Source organism: Pseudomonas sp. PSE14 (assembly GCF_029203285.1).
Classification (GTDB): domain Bacteria; phylum Pseudomonadota; class Gammaproteobacteria; order Pseudomonadales; family Pseudomonadaceae; genus Pseudomonas.
On record NZ_CP115669.1, the window covers coordinates 4,047,364 to 4,068,435 of the forward strand.

Consider the following 21,072-nt stretch of genomic DNA (forward strand, 5'->3'; position numbering starts at 1 on the left):
GTTCAGTTGCTCCCCTGCGCGGCGCCGCTACCGGCCTGGCTGGCCTCGTAGTGTTCCAGCTTGCCGCTGTCCTTGAGCGCCTTGGTGACTTCCGGCGGCATATATTTCTCGTCGTGCTTGGCCAGCACTTCGTCGGCGGTCAGCACGCCATTGGCGTCGATCTTGCCCAGGGCGACGATGCCCTGCCCTTCGCGGAACAGGTCCGGAAGGATGCCGCGGTACTTCACCGTGACTTCCTTGGCGAAGTCGGTGACCACGAATTCCACGTCCAGCGAGTCCGCCGAGCGCTTGAGCGAGCCCTTCTCCACCATGCCGCCAGCGCGGATGCGGGTGTCGTGCGGCGCCTCACCGTTGGCGATCTGGGTCGGGGTGTAGAACAGGTTGATGTTCTGCTGCAGGGCCGACAGCGCGAGGCTGACGGCCACGCCCACGCCGGCGACGATGGCGAGGACGATGTACAGGCGCTTCTTGCGAACCGGATTCACTTGTTGGCCTCCCGGCGCAGACGACGCGCCTCTTCTTGCAGGTAACGACGGCGCGCCAGCATGGGCGAGGCGACATTGATCGCCAGCACCGCCAGGCTGATGGCGTAAGCCGACCACACATAGGGGCCATGGTGGCCCATGGCGAGGAAATCACCGAAGGACTGGAAACTCATAGCGCGCGCTCCACCTCAGCCTTGACCCAGCTCGCGCGGGCTTCGCGCTTGAGCACTTCCAGGCGCATGCGCATCAGCAGCACCACGGCGAAGAAGCAGTAGAACCCGGCGACCATCAGCAGCAGCGGAATCCACATCTCCGGCGGCATCGGCGGCTTCTCGGTGAGGGTGAAGGTCGCTGGCTGGTGCAGAGTGTTCCACCAGTCCACCGAGTACTTGATGATCGGGATGTTCACCACGCCGACGATGGCCAGCACTGCGCAGGCCTTGGCCGCGCTGTCGCGGTTGGTGATCGCCTGGCCGAGGGCGATGACGCCGAAATAGAGAAACAGCAGGATCAGCATCGAGGTCAGGCGCGCGTCCCACACCCACCAGGCACCCCAGGTCGGCTTGCCCCAGATGGCGCCGGTGACCAGCGCGACGAAGGTCATCCAGGCGCCGATGGGCGCGGCGCACTGCACGGCGACGTCGGCGATCTTCATCTTCCAGATCAGGCCAATGGCGCCGGCCACCGCCAGCATGACGTAGCAGGACTGGGCGAGGAACGCCGCCGGCACGTGGATATAGATGATGCGGAAGCTGTTGCCCTGCTGGTAATCCGGCGGCGCGAAGGCCAGGCCCCAGACGATGCCGACGCTCATCAACAGGATCGCGGCGACGGCGAACCAGGGCATCCAGCGTCCGCTGATCTCGTAGAACCACTTGGGCGACCCAAGCTTGTGAAACCAAGTCCAGTTCATCATCAGGCTCTGTAATTCAAAGCTCTCGTCTGCCGCCGGTCCTGCTTCCCAGGCCGGCGATCGTTCGTTCACTCGCCGACGCTGATCTTCAGCCCGGCGGCGATGGCAAAGGGCGTCAGCGTCAATGCTAACGCCGTCAGGCTGGCCAGCCACAACAGGTGCCCGGCGGTTGGCAGGCCTTGCAGGGAGGCCTGCAGCGCGCCGCTACCGAGGATCAACACCGGTATGTACAGCGGCAGGATCAGCAGCGCCAGCAGCAGGCCGCCGCGCTTGAGTCCCACCGTCAGCGCCGCGCCCACCGCACCCAGCAGGCTCAAAACCGGGGTGCCCAGGAGCAGCGACAACAGCAGGTCGGGCAGGCAGCGCGCCGGCAGCCCCAGCATGAGGGCGAACAGCGGCGACAGCAGCACCAGCGCCAGCCCGGAAATCAGCCAGTGTGCCAGCACCTTGGCCAGTACCAGAAGTGGCAGGGGGTGCGGCGAAAGGACCCACTGCTCCAGCGAACCATCCTCGAAATCGCTGCGGAACAGGCCGTCCAGCGACAGCAGAACCGCCAGCAGCGCCGCGACCCAGACCAGGCCCGGCGAGAGATTCTTGAGCATCTCCGATTCGGGGCCGACCGCCAATGGGAACAGCGCGATGACGATGGCAAAGAAGACCAAAGGATTAGCCAACTCCGCCGGACGGCGGAACAGCAGGCGGGTCTCGCGGGCCAGCAGCAGGGTGAAGACGTTGCTCATCGCGCCGTGACCTCCCGTGCGTGCTGGCCAAGATCGAGCGCCCGGTAGCCGGCGGGCATGCGTTCCAGGGTGTGGTGGGTGGTCAGCACCACCAGACCGCCGCGCTCGCAGTGGCCGGCCAAGTGTTCTTCCAGCTGCGCCACGCCCTGCTTGTCGAGGGCGGTGAAGGGCTCGTCGAGAATCCACAGCGGCGGCGCGTCCAGGTACAGGCGCGCCAGGGCCACACGGCGCTGCTGGCCAGCGGACAGGGTGTGGCAGGGAACATCCTCGAAGCCCCGCAGGCCGACGGCGGCCAGGGCCTCCCAGATGGCATCGTGGCTGGCCGGTTGGTGCAGGGCGCAGAGCCAGGCAAGGTTCTCTTCGGCGGTCAGCAGGCCCTTGATGCCGGCGGCGTGGCCGATCCACAGCAGCAGACGGGCCAGTTCGCCGCGCTGCTCGCCCAGCGGCTTGCCGTTGAGCAGCACCTCGCCGGCGGTGGGCTGCATCAGCCCGCTGAGCAGCCGCAGCAGGCTGGTCTTGCCGCTGCCGTTGGGGCCGACGATCTGTAGCATCTCGCCTGCGCCCAGTCGCAAATCGAGACGCTCGAACAGCATGCGCCAGTCCCGCTCGCAGGCGAGCGCCACGGTTTCGAGAAGTGGATGGGTCAAGGGCATCGGCAACCGTCGGGCAGAAAACAGTCAGTAGTGCAAAAAAGCGGCCATACCGCTCCGGGCCGCCAAGCGCGCCACGGGCGGCGCATTATACACAGGCGTTCCTACGCCCGACGTCAGGTTTTTCGACAGGGTGTAACGTCAAAACAGCGCACCCGGCGCTCGCCTGGCCGCCGGACGGTCTAAAGTGCCCGCAACACGCGCCGATACACTGGGCGTCAACCCGTCCCGCTGTCCAGGCAGGTCCCCGATGCCGAGCGAAATTGGCGCCTCCCGCCCGCTCCCGCCCACACCACCCTCACGCAGCGCCCCAAGCTCTGCGGAACTGACCCTCAAGCTCGCCCAGAGCCTGGGCGACCTGCTGCCGCCGGGCGAAAAGGCCCAGGCCGAGGTGGTCGCGGTACGCGACACCCAGGTCAGCTTCCAGCTCCTGCTGCGCCTGACGCTGGCCAGCGGGCAGCAGACCCTGGTCAGTGCGGAAAGCCCGCAGGCCCTGCCCCAGGGCAGCACGCTGCAATTGTCGGCGCTGTCGCAGACCAACCTCGCCGCCACCCTGCTGACCCAGGCCACGGCGAATCAGGCCATGACCGGCCAGGCGCCGCTGGAAAGCCTGGACCTCGACCTGTTGCCGGTAGGCACACTGCTGCAAGGCAAGGTCGAAGCCAGCCAACTGATCGCCCAGGGCAAGGCGGACCAGGTCATCTACAAGGTGCTGGTCAGCCTGTTGAACACGCCGTTGGCGGGACGCCAGCTCAGCCTTGAGTCGCCCCACCCGCTGCCGTTGGGCAGCCTGCTCAGCGCGCGGGTACAGGACCAGCAGGCCCTGCAGTTCCTGCCGCTGACCAGCCGCCTGGATCAGCTCGACCTCAGCCGACAACTGGCCAGCCAGCAGACCCGGCAAGGGTCGCTGGAAGGCTTGTTCCATGCACTCCAGGGCGCCGGACGCGGCCAATCGCTCAGCCCCGAGCTGCGCCAGGCGGTGGACAAGTTGCTCAGCGCCCTCCCCGACGCCCACCAGCTTGGCAGCGCCAAGGGCGTGGCCCAGGCCATCCAGCAGAGCGGCGTCTTCCTCGAAGCCCAGTTGCTGCGCGGCGCCGAAGGCCTGCCGCAGGACCTCAAGGCCAACCTGCTGCGCCTAATCGCCCAACTGTTGCCGGCGCAGAACGGCACCGCCGCCTCGGTGCTGGGGAATCTTTCGGGCAACGCCCTGGCCGGTGCCAGCAATCTGGCGCAATCGCTGCCGGCCTTCGTGCGCAACGCCCTCGGCGTGCTCGGCCAGACCGGTGGACGCACGCCGCCCGCCGTCAGCTTCCCGCTGCCCAGCCGCCTGGCTCACCAGCTGGAAGAGGACGGCGACCTGGAATCCCTGCTCAAGCTGGCCGCCGCCGCCGTAGCGCGCCTGCAAACCCATCAGCTGTCCAGCCTGTCGCAGAACGAAGTTCTGCCCGACGGCACCCTGCTCAACACCTGGCAGATGGAAATCCCCCTGCGCCAGCAACAGCAACTGGTACCGCTGCAGGTGCGCATCCAGCAGGAAGAACGGCAGGCCAGCGAGCGCGAGCAGCAGCGTGACACGCTCTGGCGCGTGGAACTGGCCTTCGACCTCGATCCGCTCGGCCCGCTGCAGGTTCAGGCCACCCTCGCCCACGGCAGCATCGCCAGCCAGCTGTGGGCCGAACACGCCAGCACCGCCAGCCTGATCGATCGAGAACTGGGCACTCTGCGCCAGCGCCTGAACGACGCCGGCCTCACGGTTGGCGAACTGTCCTGCAGCCAGGGCAAGCCGCCCCAGGGCAAGCGCACCGCCGTGGAACAACGCTGGGTGGATGAAACCGCATGAGCAAATCGAAGAAAGCCCCCCGCCAGGTCATCGCCCTCAACTACGACGGACAGACAGCCCCGACCCTCACCGCCAAGGGAGATGACGAGCTGGCCGAAACCATCCTCGCCATCGCCCGCCACCATGAAGTGCCGATCTACGAGAACGCCGACCTGGTGCGCCTGTTGGCGCGGCTGGAGCTGGGCGAGGCGATTCCCGAGGCGCTCTATCGCACCATCGCCGAGATCATCGCCTTCGCCTGGTACCTCAAGGGCAAGAGCCCGCTCAATGGAGCCGCGCCTGTGGGTGATGCTACCCCGCTGCTGGAAGGGCCCGACAGCTGGGCCGATTGAGTCCGCTCAGCGGCGACCAGCGCTGCGACGCGCCTCGGCCGGCGCCTGGTAATCGCGGATTTCGCCCACGGACGAGCGAATCGGCTGCTCGTCCTCGCTGTGGTAGAGCACCATGCTGCTGGTAACTTCGCGCAGCTGCGCCAGCGACAGCGGCTTGTCCAGCACCTGCAGCAACGGCACGCGATTGCGCCATGCCCACTGGTACAACCCGCTCTTCTGCTCAGGGCTGTAGCTCCCGACCAGGACGAACTGGCGGAAGGCGTTGCCCTGGCCAAGCGACTTCAGGCTCATCAGCTCGCTGGCGCCGGGCACGAAGTCATCGTGGATGAACAGGCTGTAGCGTTGCTGACTGGACAGCGCCTTGCGCACTTCATCCAGGTCCTGGCACAGGCTCAGGTGATAGAACTCCAGGCGATTGAGCAGCACGCTGTAGTCCAGCAGGCGGCCCGGATGCGAACACAGCACCATGGCCCGTCGCGAAATGGCGGCCATATCGGTGGCCCTCTCGGAAGTTTCGACGGGGCCAATCTAACGGCGCTCTGAAGGCTTTCTTATCAGACAAGTCCGAAACACGCGTAGCAAATGGACTACAACGAGCCAGCCGCCGACCCTCAGCGCCGCTTCAACACCAAGGCCACACCGCTCAGTGTCAGGGTCATGGCGAGGATTTCCCGCGCGCCGATGGCATCGCCCAGCATGACGGCGGCGGACAGCACGCCCAGCAGGGGCACCAGCAGCATGCCGGTTGCCGCCACGGAAGCCGGAAGGCGCTGCAGTGCCGCGAACCAGGTCAGGTAGCAGACGCCCATGGGGACGAACGTCATGTAGACCATGCAGGCAAGCGGACCGGGCCCGAGGGCATCCAGGCGTGGATGCTCGAAGGCAATGCCGAACACCAGCATCGGCAGGCACCCCAGCCCGACCTGCCACGCCGTCGAGACGATCGGTGCCAGCGGGAATGGTCCGCCATTGAGCACCGTCCCCAGCGCGAACAGCACGGCGGCGGCCAGCGCAAAGCCAACACCTAGCGCCTGCCCCGGAGCGATGGAGAGGCCGTGGGCACTCAGCAGCACTGTGACACCGGCCAACCCCAGCAGCAGCGCGGCAAAGCCGCTCGCCGTGGGGCGTATGCCGCGCAGCGGCCAGGCCAGCAGCGTGACCCAGATCGGCATCGTGTACACCAGCAGCACGCCTTCGCTGACGTTGATCCACTTCATGGCCAGCGTGGAAAAGCCCATCCAGGCGAAGACGTTGGTAAAGGCGGCCGCTGTGAGCCGGGGCAACGCCTGGCGTTCCGGGATCAGCCGCTGCCCTTGCAGCGCGGCGATGGCGACCAGTACGACGGCGGCGATCACCCCCGCCAGCCCGCGGGAGAACAACGGCGGCCAGACCTGCAGGAGCAGCTTCATGGCGGGCCAGTTGATCGCCCAGCCAGTTGCGGTGACCAGCAGACAGGCGATACCGGGAAGGCGCGAATCAAGATGCGGGCGGTGCATGCGGGTCAGCGCCTTTCCCTGAGCAGATCAACGACATGCGCACACCACGCAGACTCAGCCGCCAAGGGCATGGCGGCACACAGGGTTCATCGGTATTGGCGCGGACAAAGGGGGCTCACGTTGCACCGGCCCGGAGCCTTTGTCGAGCAGCGCGTCCCGGCGAGTCGCAGGCGCGCTCGCCAAGGTCGCAACGCTACTCGCGCTCTTTGCCCTGATGCAGGCGCGCGACCAGTTCGGCCTCGGCCTGGGACAGCCCGCAGCTCTGGGTCAGGTCGGAAGCGGAAGCGCCCATGCCGACCAGGCGCGCGGCCTGGCTGAAGGACAGGCTGGCGGGATCGCGCTGCTCCATGCGCGTCACCCGCTCGGGCAGCGGCGCGAGCTGCTTGCCCAGGTCGCGCAGTTCCTCGCCCATGCGGACGTTGACCTGCTGGTAGGACTCGATGCGCTTGCCCAGCTCCTTCAGGCGCTGTTCGAGCGCATCGACCTGCTGGGCCTGCGCCGCCGTCTGCGCCTGCTGGACGCGCTGCCGCCCCGCCAGCCAGACGCAGGTCCCGGCAAGGCCCACGCAGGCCAGGCCAAGGATCGCCAGTGCAATCAACAGCACGTCAGATGCTCTCCAGCTCCGACCACTCTTCCTCGGTCATCATCTTGTCCAGCTCGACCAGGATCAGCAGCTCGCCGTTCTTGTTGCACACGCCCTGGATGAACTTGGCCGACTCCTCGTTGCCAACGTTCGGCGCGGTCTCGATCTCGGACTGGCGCAGGTAGACCACCTCGGCGACGCTGTCGACCAGGATGCCCACCACCTGCTTGTCCGCCTCGATGATGACGATGCGGGTGTTGTCGGAAACCGGCGCCGGGTCCAGGCCGAAGCGCTGGCGGGTGTCAATCACGGTCACCACGTTGCCGCGCAGGTTGATGATGCCCAGCACGTAGCTCGGGGCACCGGGCACCGGCGCGATCTCGGTGTAGCGCAGCACTTCCTGGACCTGCATCACGTTGATGCCGTAGGTCTCGTTGTCCAGGCGGAAGGTGACCCACTGCAGAATCGGATCTTCGGCACCTTGCGCAGACGTTTTCTTCATATCCCCTCGCCTCTTCTGGTACCACGCCGGCGGCGGCGTGGTGGCTTTCGTTTAACGGATCGACGCACTCAGTGCTGAGGGCGCCGCGTTGCGCCGCTGGCGATCAGCTCGGCCAGTGCCGAGACATCCAGCAACGCGCACATCTGCTCGATCACCGTGCCGGCCAGCCACGGGCGCTGCTGGCGTTGGGTGCGCCACTTCACCTCGGACGGGTCCAGGCGGATCGAGCGGCTGACCTGGTGCACCGCCAGCCCCCACTCGTAGCCCTGCACGGAAATCACATACTGCAAGCCTTCGCGATAGTCGTCGCGGTAGCGCTCGGGCATCACCCAGCGCGCGGTATCCAGCACCTTCAGGTTGCCTCCCTGGTTGCCCGGCAGGATACCGAGGAACCAGTCAGGCTGACCGAACAGCGGGGTCAGCTCGTGGCCCGCCAGCGGGTAGATCGAGCCCAGGCAGACCAGCGGCACCGCCAGGGTCAGCCCGGCGACGTCGAACAGCAGGCATTCGAAGGGTTCGGCGGCCCACACCGGGCGACCGTTATCCAGCAGCGCCAGCGGCGCGGATGGCAGCTCGGCGCTGCCCGGCTGGCGCAGCTCGATGACCTGCGCGCCCTGCGCCGGCGGCACTACCTCGGCGGGCGGCGCCAGCATCGGTTCGGGCTCGGGCTCCAGCGTCCGCGCAACGGGTTCGCGGGCGAAGTTCAGGCGGGCATCGCGCACCTGCTCCTCGAACACCGCGGCTTCGAATTCATCCAGGCTGACGCTGTCGCGTTGCGGCTCCACCAGGGACGGCTGGGCCTCGACGACCTCCGGCGCGACGGGTTCGACGCTGGCCAGGGCGACCGGCGCCGGCGCTTCGGGCGCGGCAACGGGAGCCGGGGTGGGGTCGCCTGCGAACTCTTCGAAAGCATCCTGCAGCAGCGCATCCAGGTAAGACTGCAGCGCGAGCTGGGGACGGGTGGCGGTAGCGGAACGACTCATGATTGATGACCGCGCAAAAGAACATTCCAGCCTATCGGCCGCCGGATGACGGGACTTGAACCATCCCGTCGGAAATTCATGCTCGCCATGCTCAGGCCACCTGCGCCGCCGGCACCTGCGCCAGCAGATGCTTGAGCAGCGCGCGGTAGGCGATCACGCCCCGGCTGTTGGCATCGTTGCGCGACGGCACCAGGCCGTGGCGGCTGGCGTCGCGCAGCTTGGTGTCCACCGGGACGAACGCCTGCCAGAGCGTATCGGGATAGGTGTCGCGCAACACCCGCAGCGCGCCCAGCGAAGCCTGGGTGCGGCGGTCGAACAGGGTCGGCACGATGGTGAACGGCAGCGCCTGCTTGCGCGAGCGGTTGACCATCTTCAGGGTGTTGACCATGCGCTCCAGGCCCTTCAAGGCGAGGAACTCGGTCTGCACCGGGATCACCAGGTGCTGGCTGGCCGCCATCGCGTTGACCATCAGCACGCCGAGCAGCGGCGGGCTGTCGATGATCGCGTAATCGAATTGGTTCCACAGCTGCGCCAGGCTCTTGGCGATCACCAGGCCAAGACCGTTCTGCCCCGGCGACTGGCGCTCCAGGGTGGCCAGCGCAGTGCTCGACGGCAGCAGGCGCACGTTCTCGTGGCTGGTGGGCAGCAGCAGCGACTCCGGCAACCCCTCGGGGACGTTGCCCTGGTGCAGGAACAGGTCGAAGACGCTGTGCTCCAGGGAGTCCGGGTCGTGGCCGAAGTAACTGGTCATCGAGCCGTGCGGGTCGAGGTCGACGATCAGCACGCGCTTGCCGGCGTCGGCCAACAGGCCCGCCAGGGCGATGGAGGATGTGGTCTTGCCGACGCCACCTTTCTGGTTGGCTACCGCCCAGACTTTCATAGTGCTGGCTCCCCGCTGGCACAGGATCGGTTCAGGGGTGTCATGCCGCTCACTCCCCTGCCGCCGATGACGAAGATTTGACGGCGCCACTGCCGGGCGCCTCGCTGGCAACCACTGGTGCAGGTTGCGTGCCAGCATGTCGCAACGCCGGGTCCGGCTGCGCCTTGCCGCTGCCCACGCCGCTCACCGCGCGACGTACCTCGAGGTTGCGGGAGATCACCAGCACCACCCGGCGGTTGCGGGCGCGCCCTTCGGCCGTCGCATTGTCCGCTACCGGTTGGAATTCACCATAGCCCACCGCGGCCAATCGGCCGGCATCCAGCCCGTCCTGGGCGAGCATGCGCACGATGCTCGCGGCGCGGGCGGCCGACAGCTCCCAGTTGGTCGGGTACTGGCTGTTGTGGATCGGCACGTTGTCGGTAAAGCCTTCGACATGCACCGGGTTGCGGTAAGGCGCCAGAATCCTGGCGACCTTCTCGACGATGTTGAACGCGGTGTCGTTGGGAATCGCATCGCCGCTGGGGAACAGCAGGCTGGAATTGAGGGTGATCTCGATCCAGAACTCGTTGCCGCGCACGCTGACCTGGTCGCTCTTGATCAGCTCGCCGAACGCCTCGCGCATGCTGCTGGCGATCTGTTCCAGGGTATCCGGACTGCCCTGGGCCTGGCCGTCATCCATCGGTTCGTTGAGCGACTGGTCCGGCTGCTGGGTGCGCGGCCGTTCCTCGCCGATGGGGATCGGGCGGACCGCGCGATCCGGCTGGTTGAACACGCCGGTCAAGGTTTCCGAGAGGATCTTGTACTTGCCCTGGTTGATCGAGGAGATCGAGTACATCACCACGAAGAAGGCGAACAGCAGGGTGATGAAGTCCGCGTAGGACACCAGCCAGCGTTCGTGATTCTCGTGTTCCTCGTGACGTCTGCGGCGAGCCATCTGCGTGTGCTCCCTCAGCCGACGAAGCCTTGCAGCTTCAGTTCGATGGAGCGCGGGTTCTCGCCCTCGGCGATGGACAGCAGGCCCTCCATCAGCATCTCGCGGTAGCAGGACTGGCGGTGCACGATGCTCTTCAGCTTGTTGCCCACCGGCAGCAGCAGCAGGTTGGCCAGGCCCACGCCATAGATGGTGGCGACGAAGGCCACGGCAATGCCGCTGCCCAATTGGCTGGGGTCGGCGAGATTGCCCATCACGTGGATCAGGCCCATCACCGCGCCGATGATACCGATGGTCGGCGAGTAGCCGCCCATGGCTTCGAACACCTTGGCTGCCGCCAGGTCGCGGGTTTCCTGGTTGTACAGGTCGACTTCGAGGATGCTGCGGATGGCCTCCGGCTCGGCGCCATCCACCAGCAGTTGCAGGCCCTTGCGCGCATAAGGATCGTGTTCAGCGTCGGCGACGGTTTCCAGCCCCAGCAGGCCTTCCTTGCGCGCGGTCATGCTCCAGCCCACGACATGGTTGATGCCGCCGACCAGGTCCACCTTGGGCGGCAGGATGATCCAGCGCAGCATCTGCACCGAGCGCTTGAGCACCGCCACCGGGGTCTGCAGCAGTGCGGCGGCCAGGGTGCCGCCCATCACGATCAGCGCCGCCGGGCCGTTGGCCAGCGCGCCGACATGCCCGCCCTCGAGGAAGTTGCCACCGACGATGGCGACCAGCGCGAGGATCAGGCCGACAATGCTGAGGACATCCATCAGCCGCAGGCCTCGGTGAGATGGCGACCGATGTCGTCCAGGCTGTACACCGCATCCGCCAGGCCGGCCTTGGCGATCGCCATGGGCATGCCGTAGATCACGCAGCTGGCTTCATCCTGCGCCCACACCTGGCTGCCGCCCTGCTTGAGCATGCGCGCGCCTTCGCGGCCATCGGCGCCCATGCCGGTGAGGACCACCGCCAGCACCTTGTCGCCGTAGGCCTTGGACGCGGAACCGAAGGTCACGTCGACACAGGGCTTGTAGTTGAGGCGCTCATCGCCGGGCAGGATGCGCACGGCGCCACGGGCGTCGACCATCATCTGCTTGCCGCCGGGGGCCAGCAGGGCCACGCCGGGGCGCAGCAGGTCGCCGTCCTCGGCTTCCTTGACGGTGATCTTGCACAGCTTGTCCAGGCGCTCGGCGAAAGCCTTGGTGAAGGCCGCCGGCATGTGCTGGATCAGCACCAGCGGCGCGGGGAAGTTGGCAGGCAGCTGGGTCAGGACCCGCTGCAGCGCCACCGGCCCACCGGTGGAAGTACCGATGGCCACCAGCCGGTAGGGCTTACGCTTTGGGGCGGCGGAGGTCGCCGGGGCCGGGGCGGCCGGCGCATGGCCGCCACCCGACGAAGCGGGAGCGGTCTGGCGCAGCGCGCTGCCGGCAGGCGCCGGGGCGGAAGCCGGAGCGCTCGTGGAATACGAGGCGTAGGCGGCGAAGCGGCGGTTGCTCCTGGCGATGGTGTGGACCTTCTCGCACAGCAACTGGCGGACCTTGTCCGGGTTGCGCGAGATGTCCTCGAAGTTCTTCGGCAGGTAGTCGACCGCGCCGGCATCCAGCGCGTCCAGGGTCACCCGCGCGCCCTCATGGGTCAGCGAGGAGAACATCAGCACGGGGGTCGGGCAACGCTGCATGATGGTTCGCACGGCGGTGATGCCGTCCATCAACGGCATCTCGTAGTCCATGGTGATCACGTCGGGCTTGAGCGCCAGCACCTGGTCGATCGCCTCGCGGCCATTGGTGGCCGTGCCGACCACCTGGATCTGCGGATCGGCGGAGAGAATCTCCGAGACACGACGGCGGAAGAATCCCGAATCGTCCACCACCAGGACTTTGACAGCCATAGACACTCCTGAATGAAGCCTTGCCACGCGCGCGGGCGTCCCCGCGCGCGCAAGAATCAGATACGCCGCGCGTAGCGCTTGAGCATGCTCGGCACATCGAGGATCAGGGCGATCCGCCCGTCACCGGTGATGGTTGCCCCGGCCATGCCCGGGGTGCCCTGCAGCATCTTGCCCAGCGGCTTGATCACCACCTCTTCCTGGCCCACCAACTGGTCGACCACGAAGCCGATGCGCTGGGTGCCCACCGAGAGGATCACCACATGCCCCTCGCCCGGCTCCTCGTACTGGGCGCCCGGCACCAGCCAGCGCTTGAGGTAGAACAGCGGCAGGGCCTTGTCGCGGACGATCACCACTTCCTGGCCGTCGACCACGTTGGTGTTCGACAGGTCGAGGTGGAAGATTTCGTTGACGTTCACCAGCGGGAAGGCGAAGGCCTGGTTGCCCAGCATCACCATCAGGGTCGGCATGATCGCCAAGGTCAACGGGACCTTGATGACGATCTTCGAGCCCTGGCCCTTGGTGGAATAGATATTGATGATGCCGTTGAGCTGGGAAATCTTGGTCTTCACCACGTCCATGCCGACACCGCGGCCGGAGACGTCGGAAATCTCGGTCTTGGTCGAGAAGCCCGGAGCGAAGATCAGGTTGTAGCAGTCGGACTCGGAGAGGCGGTCAGCCGCGTCCTTGTCCAGCAGGCCCTTCTCCACGGCCTTGGCGCGCAGCACGTCCGGGTCCATGCCTTTGCCGTCGTCGGAGATCGACAGCAGGATGTGGTCGCCTTCCTGTTCGGCGGACAGTACCACCCGGCCGGAGCGCGCCTTGCCGGCGGCTTCGCGCTCGTTCGGGCCTTCGATGCCGTGATCCACCGCGTTGCGCACCAGGTGCACCAGCGGGTCGGCCAGAGCCTCGACCAGGTTCTTGTCCAGGTCGGTCTCTTCGCCGATCAGCTCCAGGTTGATCTCTTTCTTCAGGTTGCGCGCGAGGTCGCGGACCTGACGGGGGAAGCGGCCGAAGACCTTCTTGATCGGCTGCATGCGGGTCTTCATGACCGCCGACTGCAGGTCGGCAGTGACCACGTCGAGGTTCGACACGGCCTTGGCCATCGCCTCATCACCGCTGTTGGCGCCCAGGCGCACCAGGCGGTTACGCACCAGCACCAGTTCGCCGACCATGTTCATGATTTCGTCGAGGCGCGCGGTGTCCACCCGCACGGTGGTTTCCGCTTCGCTGGCCGGCTTCTCGGCAGCGGCGACCGGGCGCGGCGCCTCGGCCGGCTTGGCGGCCTGGGCCTTCGCCGGTGCGGCAGGCTTGGCCGGCGGCGGCGCGGCGGCCGGTTTGGCGGCGGCGACCGGTTCTTCCTTCGCGCCGGTGAACTGGCCCTTGCCATGCAGCTCGTCGAGCAGCTTCTCGAATTCGTCGTCGGTGATGTTGTCGTTGCCGCCGGCAGTGGAAGCCTCGGTGGATTTCTCTGCTTTATCCACAGGCGCAGCAACGGCCGGCTCTTCCTTCGCGCCGGTGAACTGGCCCTTGCCATGCAGCTGGTCGAGCAGCGCTTCGAACTCGTCGTCGGTGATGTCGTCACCCGAACTGGCGGCCGGAGCGGCTTCGCTCGCGGCGGGCGCGGCGCTGGCGGGCGACTGGACGCCGCCGAACTGACCCTTGCCGTGCAACTGGTCGAGCAGCGCCTCGAATTCGTCGTCGGTGATGTCGTCGCCACCGGCACCCGCCGATGCCGCGGGGGCGTCGGCGGCGGGTTCGAGCGCATCCATCAGTTGCTCGAACTCGGCATCGGTGATGTCGCCGTAGGCCGCCGGAGCCGCCGGCGCTGGCTCGACTAAGGGCTCGGCGGCCGCCGGAGCTTCGGCCGGCGCGGCGTTCGGATCAGCCAGGCGCGACAGGGCAGCGAGCAGCTCCGGCGTAGCCGGGGTCGGCTCCTGCGCGTCACGCACCTGCTGGAACATGACGTTGACGGTATCCAGCGCCTGCAGCATCACGTCCATGAGTTCGGCATCCACGCGGCGTTCGCCCTTGCGCAGCATGTCGAAGACGTTTTCGGCGATGTGGCAGCACTCCACCAGCGCGTTCAGCTGGAGGAAGCCGGCTCCGCCCTTGACGGTATGGAACCCACGGAAAATCGCATTGAGCAGGTCCATGTCATCGGGTCGGCTTTCCAGCTCGACCAGTTGCTCGGACAGTTGCTCGAGGATCTCGCCGGCCTCCACCAGGAAGTCCTGGAGGATCTCGTCATCGGCGTCGAAGCTCATTCGGTGCTCCCTCTACAGCGTCAGGCGACGCTTAAAAACCCAGGCTGGACAACAGGTCATCAACGTCGTCCTGACCGGATACGACGTCTTTTCTTGTATCGGCAGCGATCTGCGGACCTTCACCCTTGGACGATCTTTCTTTTTCGACGGCCTCGCTCATGCCCTGGTAGTCATGCTCGATACCGGCGTAGCGGTCCACCTGGCCGGCCATCCAGACCAGCTTGACCAGGTTCGACTCGACCTCGGTGACCAGCTTGGTGACGCGCTTGATCACCTGCCCGGTGAGGTCCTGGAAGTCCTGCGCCAGGAGGATGTCATTGAGGTGCGCGGAGAGCTTGCGGCTGTCCTGGGCGCTGATGTAGAGGAACTGCTCGACGCGCTTGGCCAGGTCACGGAAGGCCTCGGGCCCCAGTTCGCGGCGCATGAAGCGCGCCCAGTCTTCCTGCAGCTCCTTGGCCTGGGTTTCGATGTGCATCACCACCGGGGTGCACTCTTCCACCAGGTCCATGGTGCGGTTGGCCGCCTTCTCGGTCATCTTCACCACGTAGGAAAGACGATCGGTGGCGTCGGCGATCTGCGACATTTCCTCGGCGTGGCGGGAATTGGGATCGATCTGGAAGTTGACGATGGCGTTGTGCAGCTCGCGGGTGAGCTTGCCGACTTCCTGGTAGAGCCCGCGATCGCGCGCCTGGTTGAGCTCGGAAATCAGCTGCACGGCGGTCTGGACTTCACCACGATCCAGGCAATCGACCAATTCGCGCGCGTGTTTTTTCAGGGTCGACTCGAAGTCACCCGCGGATTCGTTGACGAGATCCATGACGCCCTCTCTGCCAGCCTCAGCTGCCGACCCGCTCGAAAATCTTCTCGATCTTTTCTTTCAGCACCTGAGCGGTGAAAGGCTTGACCACATAACCGTTGACCCCGGCCTGGGCCGCTTCGATGATCTGGTCGCGCTTGGCCTCGGCGGTGACCATCAGCACCGGCAGGTGCTTGAGGCGCTCGTCGGCGCGGACCGCGCGCAGCAGGTCGATGCCGGTCATGCCGGGCATGTTCCAGTCGGTGACGAGGAAGTCGAAGTTGCCGCTGTGCAGCATCGGCAGCGCAGTGGTGCCGTCGTCGGCTTCTGCGGTGTTGGTGAACCCCAGGTCCCGCAGGAGGTTCTTGATGATGCGCCTCATCGTGGAGAAGTCGTCCACGATGAGAATTTTCATATTCTTGTCCAAACCGACCTCCATCGATACCAGGCACGTCCTGGCGGGCGTGCCGTCAATTCATCGAGCGCCGTGCGCTCATCCCGTGTGGGCGGCGTCAAAGGGACGTCGCCCGGAAGAATTCTGAAACCTGCGTCTGAAGCCTGAGAAAAATCCGACGCGAAACTACCCGAACCTCAGTGCGCGCGCCACTCCGCCAGACGTGCCCGCAGGCGCGCGGCGCATTGGCTGTGCAGCTGGCTGACCCGGGACTCGCTGACCCCCAGCACTTCGCCGATCTCCTTGAGGTTGAGTTCCTCGTCGTAGTACAGGGCCAGCACCAGCCGCTCACGCTCGGGCAGCTTGGTGATGGCGTCGGCCAGCGCCGCCTGGAAGCGTTCGTCTTCCAGGCCGTGGGAGGGCTCGTTGCCCTGGTGCGAAGCGTCTTCGGCCAGGCCACTGCCCTGCTCGCCGTCCTGCAGCAGATCGTCGAAGCTGTACAAGCGGCTGCCCTGGGTGTCGCTGAGAATGCCGTAATACTCTTCGAGACTCATATTGAGTTCGGCAGCGACTTCCTGATCTTTAGCGTCACGACCGGTTCTGGCCTCGACGGTGCGGATCGCGTCGCTGACCATGCGGGTATTGCGGTGCACCGAACGCGGGGCCCAATCGCCCTTGCGCACCTCGTCGAGCATGGCGCCGCGGATGCGGATGCCGGCGTAGGTCTCGAAGCTCGCGCCCTTGCCGGCGTCGTATTTCTTCGCCGCTTCCAGCAGGCCGATCATGCCGGCCTGCATCAGGTCCTCCACCTGCACGCTGGCCGGCAAGCGGCCCAGCAGGTGGTAGGCGATACGTTTGACCAGCGGCGCGTACCGCTGGATCAGTTGGTCCTGGGAGTTTTGCGCCTGCGCCTTGCTGTACATACGCGCTCCGGAGGCCGTCATCATACGGCCGAACCCGTGGTGGGATGCTGCACCAGGCGCTCGACGAAGAACTCCAGGTGCCCACGCGGGTTGGCCGGCAGCGGCCAGCTGTCGACTTTCTGCGCTATCGCACGGAAGGCCAGGGAAGCCTTGCTGCGCGGGAACGCCTCATACACCGAACGCTGCTTCTGCACCGCCTTGCGCACCGACTCGTCGTACGGAATGGCGCCCACGTATTGCAGCGCCACGTCGAGGAATCGGTCGGTGACCTTGGTCAGCTTGGCGAACAGGTTGCGGCCCTCCTGGGGGCTGTGGGCCATGTTCGCCAGCACGCGGAAGCGGGTCATGCCGTAGTCGCGGTTGAGCAGCTTGATCAAAGCGTAGGCGTCGGTGATCGAAGTGGGTTCATCGCAGACGACCAGCAGCACTTCCTGCGCGGCACGGACGAAGCTCACCACCGAGTCGCCGATGCCGGCGGCGGTGTCCACCACCAGCACGTCGATGTTGTCGCTGATGTCGCTGAAGGCCTGGATCAGGCCGGCGTGCTGCATGGGGGTGAGGTGCACCATGCTCTGCGTGCCGGAGGCCGCCGGAACGATGCGAACGCCGCCGGGGCCCTGGAGGATCACGTCGCGCAGGTCGCACTCGCCTTCGATGACATCGGCCAGGGTGCGCTTGGGGGTCAGGCCCAGCAGCACGTCGACGTTCGCCAGGCCCAGGTCGGCGTCCAGCAGCATGACGCGGCGGCCGAGGTCGGCCAGCGCCAGCGACAGGTTCACCGACACGTTGGTCTTGCCGACACCACCCTTGCCACCGGTGACTGCGATTACCTGTACAGGATGCATGCCCATATCAATACCTTGTCTCGTCATTCAGCCGCCGCGCCCCCTGGCGCTGCGGCCCTGCCGGCCGCGGTGCTCTACCGCTTCCGGCGTTCGCGGATCGTCTCCCAGAGCATCCGCCTCGCCGGGCAGCCCACCTGGCCGCCCGTCACCCCACCACGGGGCCGTTCAATTCGTTCAGCTGGCGCGGCGCACCGGCTGCTGGTACAGGCCGGCGAACAGGTCGGCCATGGCGTCCTCGCTCGGCTCTTCCGGCGCCTGCAGGCTCACCGCGCGACTGACCAGCTGGTGGCTGCGCGCAACCTGCAGATCATCCGGAATCTTCGGGCCGTCCGCCAGATAGGCTACCGGGAGACGCTGGCCAATTGCCAGAGCGAGCGCCTCGCCAAGGCTGCCAGCCTCGTCCAGCTTGGTCAGGATGCACCCGGTCAATCCGCACGAACGATAGTTCTGCCAGGCGGCCTTGAGTACCTGGCTCTGGCTGGTCGCGGCCAGCACCAGGTAGTTCTTCACATTCAGGCTCTGCGCCGCCAGGGCTTCGAGCTGCATGCGCAGCGCCGGATCGTTGGCGGGCAGGCCGGCGGTATCGATCAGCACCAGGCGCTTGCGCGCCAGCGGCGCCATGGCCTGGATCAGCGACTGACCCGGATCGACCAGGGTCACCGGAACGTTGAGGATGCGGCCAAGGGTCTTGATCTGCTCCTGGGCGCCGATGCGGAAGCTGTCCATGGACACCAGGGCAATGCTCTGCGCACCGTATTTCAGTACGTAGCGCGCCGCCAGCTTGGCCAGGGTGGTGGTCTTGCCCATGCCGGCCGGGCCGACCAGCGCAACCACCCCGCCCTGCTCCAGCAGGTCGATTTCCGGAGTGTTGATGGAGCGCGCCAGGTGCGCCAGCAGCATGCGCCAGGCCTGCTTCGGATCGGCGATGGAGGCCACCTTCTCCAGCAGGCTGCGCGACAGGTCCGCCGGCAGGCCCATGCGCTGCAGGCGGCGCCACAGGTTGGCCTGTTTCGGACGCTGGTTCTGCAGCTGGTTCCAGGCGATGGAGCCCAACTGCACTTCGATCAGTTCACGCAGACCGTTGAGCTCGAAGCGCATGGCTTCCAGCGCCTGCTGGCCGACGTTGGCGGCAGCCGGCGCAACCGGGGCGGCCATGGCTTCCGCCAGGGTCTCGGCAGCACTGCGGCGCGGCGCCGGCGCGTCGTACATTTGACGGTCCTTGCTCACGGCCTCGCTCATGCGGGTCGGCTCGCTCAGCTCGGCCCTGGCCTGGGCGATGCGCGCCTGGGTCTTGCGCAGCTCGGCTTCCAGCGCCGGGTTCGGCTTGCTGGCCGCCGCCGGGGCCTGGTAGTCCAGCGCCGCGGTCAGTTCCACGCCACCGGCGACACGGCGATTGCCGATGATCGCGGCGTCCGGGCCCAGCTCGTCACGGACCAGTTTCATGGCCTGACGCATATCGGCGGCGAAGAAGCGTTTTACCTGCATGGCCTGCGACCTCAATCAGTTCTGCCCAACGGTGGCGACGATCGTCACTTGTTTGTTGTCCGGGATTTCCTGGTAAGCCAGCACGTGCATGGTGGGGACCGCCATCCGCGCGAATCGGGACATCATCGCGCGGACGGGACCGGCCACCAGCAGGATTGCCGGCTTGCCGAGCATTTCCTGGCGCTGCGCCGCCTCGACCATCGAGCGTTGCAGCTTTTCCGCCATTCCGGGCTCCAGCAACATGCCGTCTTCGGAGCCCTGTCCGGCCTTCTGCAGACTGTTCAGCAATATCTGTTCCAACCTGGGTTCCAGAGTGATCACAGGCAGCTCCGGCTCTAGTCCCACAATGGTTTGCACGATTGCGCGGGACAGCGCGACGCGAACTGCCGCCACCATGGCGGCGGGATCTTGACTCTTGGCGGCAACGTTGGCGATGGCCTCGGCGATGGTGCGGATGTCGCGCACCGGCACCTGCTCCTGCAGCAGCGCCTGCAGGACCTTGAGCAGGGTCGACAGGGAAATCATCCCCGGCACCAGCTCTTCGGCGAGCTTGGGCGAGGTCTTGGCCAGCAGTTGCATCAGTTGCTGGACTTCCTCGTGGCCAAGCAGTTCGTGGGCGTGCTTGTGCAGCACCTGGTTGAGGTGGGTGGCAACCACGGTGCTGGCGTCGACCACGGTGTAGCCCAGGGACTGCGCCTGGTCGCGCTGCGAGGCCTCGATCCACACGGCTTCCAGACCGAAGGCCGGGTCCTTGCCGGCGATGCCGTTCAAGGTACCGAACACCTGGCCGGGGTTGATCGCCAGCTCGCGGTCCGGGTAGATCTCGGCTTCGGCCACGCTGACACCCATCAGCGTCAAACGATAGGCGTTGGGCAGCAGGTCGAGGTTGTCGCGGATGTGCACCGACGGCATCAGGAAGCCCAGGTCCTGGGACAGCTTCTTGCGCACGCCCTTGATCCGCGCCAGCAGTTGGCCACCCTGGTTGCGGTCCACCAGCGGAATCAGGCGGTAGCCGACTTCCAGGCCGACCATGTCCACCGGGGTCACGTCGTCCCAGCCCAGCTCCTTGGCTTCCTGGGCGCGCTGGGCCGGCAGCAGCTCCTGCTGGCGCTGGGTTTCCTGCTCGGCCTGCTGCGCCGCCTGGCGCTGGCGCTGCCAGATCAGGTAAGCGCCGCCAGCGGCCAGGCCGCCCAGGCCGACGAAGGAAATGTGCGGCATGCCCGGCACCAGGCCCATGGCGATCAGGATCGCGGCGGAGATGGCCAGCGCCTTGGGCGAGGCGAACATCTGCCGGTTGACCTGCTGGCCCATGTCCTCGGCGCTGGACACGCGGGTCACCATGATCGCCGCGGCGGTGGACAGCAGCAGCGACGGCAGCTGCGCCACCAGACCGTCGCCGATGGTCAGCAGGGCGTAGACCTTGCCGGCATCGCCGAAGCTCATCGAGTGCTGGAGCATGCCGATGGCCACGCCACCGATGAGGTTGATGAAGAGGATCAGCAGGCCGGCGACGGCGTCACCGCGAACGAACTTGCTGGCACCGTCCATGGAGCCATAGAAGTCGGCTTCCTGGGCCACTTCGGCGCGGCGCTTCTTGGCTTCCGCCTGCTCGATCAGTCCGGCGTTGAGGTCGGCGTCGATGGCCATCTGCTTGCCGGGCATGGCATCGAGGGTGAAGCGCGCGCTCACTTCGGAGATACGCCCGGCGCCCTTGGTGACCACCACGAAGTTGATGATCATGAGGATCGCGAAGACCACGATACCGACCACGTAGTTGCCGCCGATCACCACCTCGCCGAAGGCCTGGATCACCTTGCCGGCGGCGGCGTGGCCGTCATGCCCGTGGAGCAGCACCACGCGGGTGGAGGCGACGTTCAGCGCCAGGCGCAGCAGTGTCGCAACCAGCAGGATGGTCGGGAACACGGCGAAGTCCAGCGGCCGCAGCGCATACACGCAGACCAGCAGGACCACGATGGACAGGGCGATGTTGAAGGTGAACAGCACGTCCAGCAGGAACGGCGGAATCGGCAGGGTCATCATGCCCAGCATGGCCAGCAGCAGCAGCGGCACGCCGAGATTGCCCCGGCCCAGGCCCGCCAGATTGCTGCGAACGTTGCTGATCAGTTGCGTGCGGTCCACCCTTGACTCCCCTGC

Annotated in this window: 23 protein-coding genes; 2 read left to right on the plus strand and 21 right to left on the minus strand. The window is 66.5% G+C overall.

Annotated features, from left to right (window positions below):
- Positions 1–2 precede the first annotated feature (2 nt).
- The 5 genes from ccmE to ccmA form a co-directional block, all read right to left on the minus strand.
- Positions 3–485, minus strand: coding sequence for a cytochrome c maturation protein CcmE (gene ccmE, locus O6P39_RS18510; RefSeq protein ID WP_275607920.1), 483 nt, complete (start codon positions 483–485; stop codon positions 3–5).
- Positions 482–658: a heme exporter protein CcmD gene (gene ccmD / locus O6P39_RS18515; RefSeq protein ID WP_275607921.1), complete on the minus strand. Its 177-nt coding sequence runs from the start codon at positions 656–658 to the stop codon at positions 482–484. Before ccmD ends, ccmE begins: the two co-directional genes overlap by 4 nt.
- Positions 655–1,401, minus strand: a complete 747-nt coding sequence (locus O6P39_RS18520; protein ID WP_275607922.1) for a heme ABC transporter permease — start codon at positions 1,399–1,401, stop codon at positions 655–657. The genes ccmD and O6P39_RS18520 overlap by 4 nt, the downstream gene beginning before the upstream one ends.
- A 65-nt stretch (positions 1,402–1,466) precedes the next feature.
- Positions 1,467–2,138 (minus strand): heme exporter protein CcmB, encoded by a 672-nt coding sequence (gene ccmB, locus O6P39_RS18525; RefSeq protein ID WP_207888060.1) that lies wholly within the window; start codon positions 2,136–2,138, stop codon positions 1,467–1,469.
- Positions 2,135–2,791: a cytochrome c biogenesis heme-transporting ATPase CcmA gene (ccmA, locus tag O6P39_RS18530; RefSeq protein WP_275607923.1), complete on the minus strand. Its 657-nt coding sequence runs from the start codon at positions 2,789–2,791 to the stop codon at positions 2,135–2,137. Before ccmA ends, ccmB begins: the two co-directional genes overlap by 4 nt.
- Positions 2,792–3,038: 247 nt before the next feature.
- Here ccmA and O6P39_RS18535 point away from each other — a divergent pair, with 247 nt between their 5' ends.
- Positions 3,039–4,628 (plus strand): flagellar hook-length control protein FliK, encoded by a 1,590-nt coding sequence (locus O6P39_RS18535; protein ID WP_275607924.1) that lies wholly within the window; start codon positions 3,039–3,041, stop codon positions 4,626–4,628.
- Positions 4,625–4,960: an EscU/YscU/HrcU family type III secretion system export apparatus switch protein gene (locus O6P39_RS18540; protein ID WP_275607925.1), complete on the plus strand. Its 336-nt coding sequence runs from the start codon at positions 4,625–4,627 to the stop codon at positions 4,958–4,960. The genes O6P39_RS18535 and O6P39_RS18540 overlap by 4 nt, the downstream gene beginning before the upstream one ends.
- Before the next feature lie 6 nt (positions 4,961–4,966).
- On the opposite strand, the gene O6P39_RS18545 is transcribed toward O6P39_RS18540, so the two are convergent.
- The 16 genes from O6P39_RS18545 to flhA all read right to left on the minus strand — a co-directional run bounded on the left by O6P39_RS18545 (position 4,967) and on the right by flhA (position 21,057).
- Complete coding sequence (locus O6P39_RS18545; RefSeq protein WP_275607926.1) at positions 4,967–5,452, minus strand: hypothetical protein; 486 nt, start codon at positions 5,450–5,452, stop codon at positions 4,967–4,969.
- A gap of 119 nt (positions 5,453–5,571) precedes the next feature.
- A complete protein-coding gene (locus O6P39_RS18550; protein ID WP_275607927.1) occupies positions 5,572–6,456 on the minus strand; it encodes a DMT family transporter in 885 nt (294 codons plus the stop codon).
- A 193-nt stretch (positions 6,457–6,649) separates the two neighbouring features.
- Positions 6,650–7,060, minus strand: coding sequence for a DUF2802 domain-containing protein (locus O6P39_RS18555; protein WP_275607928.1), 411 nt, complete (start codon positions 7,058–7,060; stop codon positions 6,650–6,652).
- A gap of 1 nt (position 7,061) precedes the next feature.
- Entirely contained in the window at positions 7,062–7,541 is a 480-nt protein-coding gene (locus O6P39_RS18560; protein ID WP_015476565.1) for a chemotaxis protein CheW, read from the minus strand.
- Positions 7,542–7,609: 68 nt separating this feature from the next.
- Positions 7,610–8,524: a CheW domain-containing protein gene (locus O6P39_RS18565; RefSeq protein WP_275607929.1), complete on the minus strand. Its 915-nt coding sequence runs from the start codon at positions 8,522–8,524 to the stop codon at positions 7,610–7,612.
- 91 nt (positions 8,525–8,615) lie between these two features.
- Positions 8,616–9,404, minus strand: coding sequence for a ParA family protein (locus tag O6P39_RS18570; RefSeq protein ID WP_275607930.1), 789 nt, complete (start codon positions 9,402–9,404; stop codon positions 8,616–8,618).
- Between the two features lie 49 nt (positions 9,405–9,453).
- Positions 9,454–10,338 carry a flagellar motor protein MotD gene (motD, locus tag O6P39_RS18575; RefSeq protein WP_275607931.1) on the minus strand — a complete coding sequence of 295 codons (885 nt, stop codon included), beginning with the start codon at positions 10,336–10,338 and terminating at the stop codon, positions 9,454–9,456.
- 14 nt (positions 10,339–10,352) lie between these two features.
- Positions 10,353–11,093: a flagellar motor protein gene (locus O6P39_RS18580; RefSeq protein WP_275607932.1), complete on the minus strand. Its 741-nt coding sequence runs from the start codon at positions 11,091–11,093 to the stop codon at positions 10,353–10,355.
- Positions 11,093–12,211: a chemotaxis response regulator protein-glutamate methylesterase gene (locus O6P39_RS18585; protein WP_275607933.1), complete on the minus strand. Its 1,119-nt coding sequence runs from the start codon at positions 12,209–12,211 to the stop codon at positions 11,093–11,095. Before O6P39_RS18585 ends, O6P39_RS18580 begins: the two co-directional genes overlap by 1 nt.
- 56 nt (positions 12,212–12,267) lie before the next feature.
- On the minus strand, positions 12,268–14,475 hold the full coding sequence (locus O6P39_RS18590) for a chemotaxis protein CheA (RefSeq protein ID WP_275607934.1): 2,208 nt from the start codon (positions 14,473–14,475) through the stop codon (positions 12,268–12,270).
- A gap of 31 nt (positions 14,476–14,506) precedes the next feature.
- Positions 14,507–15,292, minus strand: coding sequence for a protein phosphatase CheZ (locus tag O6P39_RS18595; protein ID WP_275607935.1), 786 nt, complete (start codon positions 15,290–15,292; stop codon positions 14,507–14,509).
- Between the two features lie 19 nt (positions 15,293–15,311).
- On the minus strand, positions 15,312–15,686 hold the full coding sequence (locus O6P39_RS18600; RefSeq protein WP_085988857.1) for a chemotaxis response regulator CheY: 375 nt from the start codon (positions 15,684–15,686) through the stop codon (positions 15,312–15,314).
- Positions 15,687–15,862: 176 nt separating this feature from the next.
- Entirely contained in the window at positions 15,863–16,612 is a 750-nt protein-coding gene (gene fliA / locus O6P39_RS18605) for an RNA polymerase sigma factor FliA (protein WP_275607936.1), read from the minus strand.
- A complete protein-coding gene (gene fleN / locus O6P39_RS18610) occupies positions 16,609–17,439 on the minus strand; it encodes a flagellar synthesis regulator FleN (RefSeq protein WP_015476555.1) in 831 nt (276 codons plus the stop codon). Before fleN ends, fliA begins: the two co-directional genes overlap by 4 nt.
- 168 nt (positions 17,440–17,607) lie before the next feature.
- Entirely contained in the window at positions 17,608–18,918 is a 1,311-nt protein-coding gene (gene flhF / locus O6P39_RS18615) for a flagellar biosynthesis protein FlhF (protein ID WP_275607937.1), read from the minus strand.
- Between the two features lie 15 nt (positions 18,919–18,933).
- Positions 18,934–21,057, minus strand: coding sequence for a flagellar biosynthesis protein FlhA (flhA, locus tag O6P39_RS18620; protein ID WP_275607938.1), 2,124 nt, complete (start codon positions 21,055–21,057; stop codon positions 18,934–18,936).
- Between the last annotated feature and the right edge of the window lie 15 nt (positions 21,058–21,072).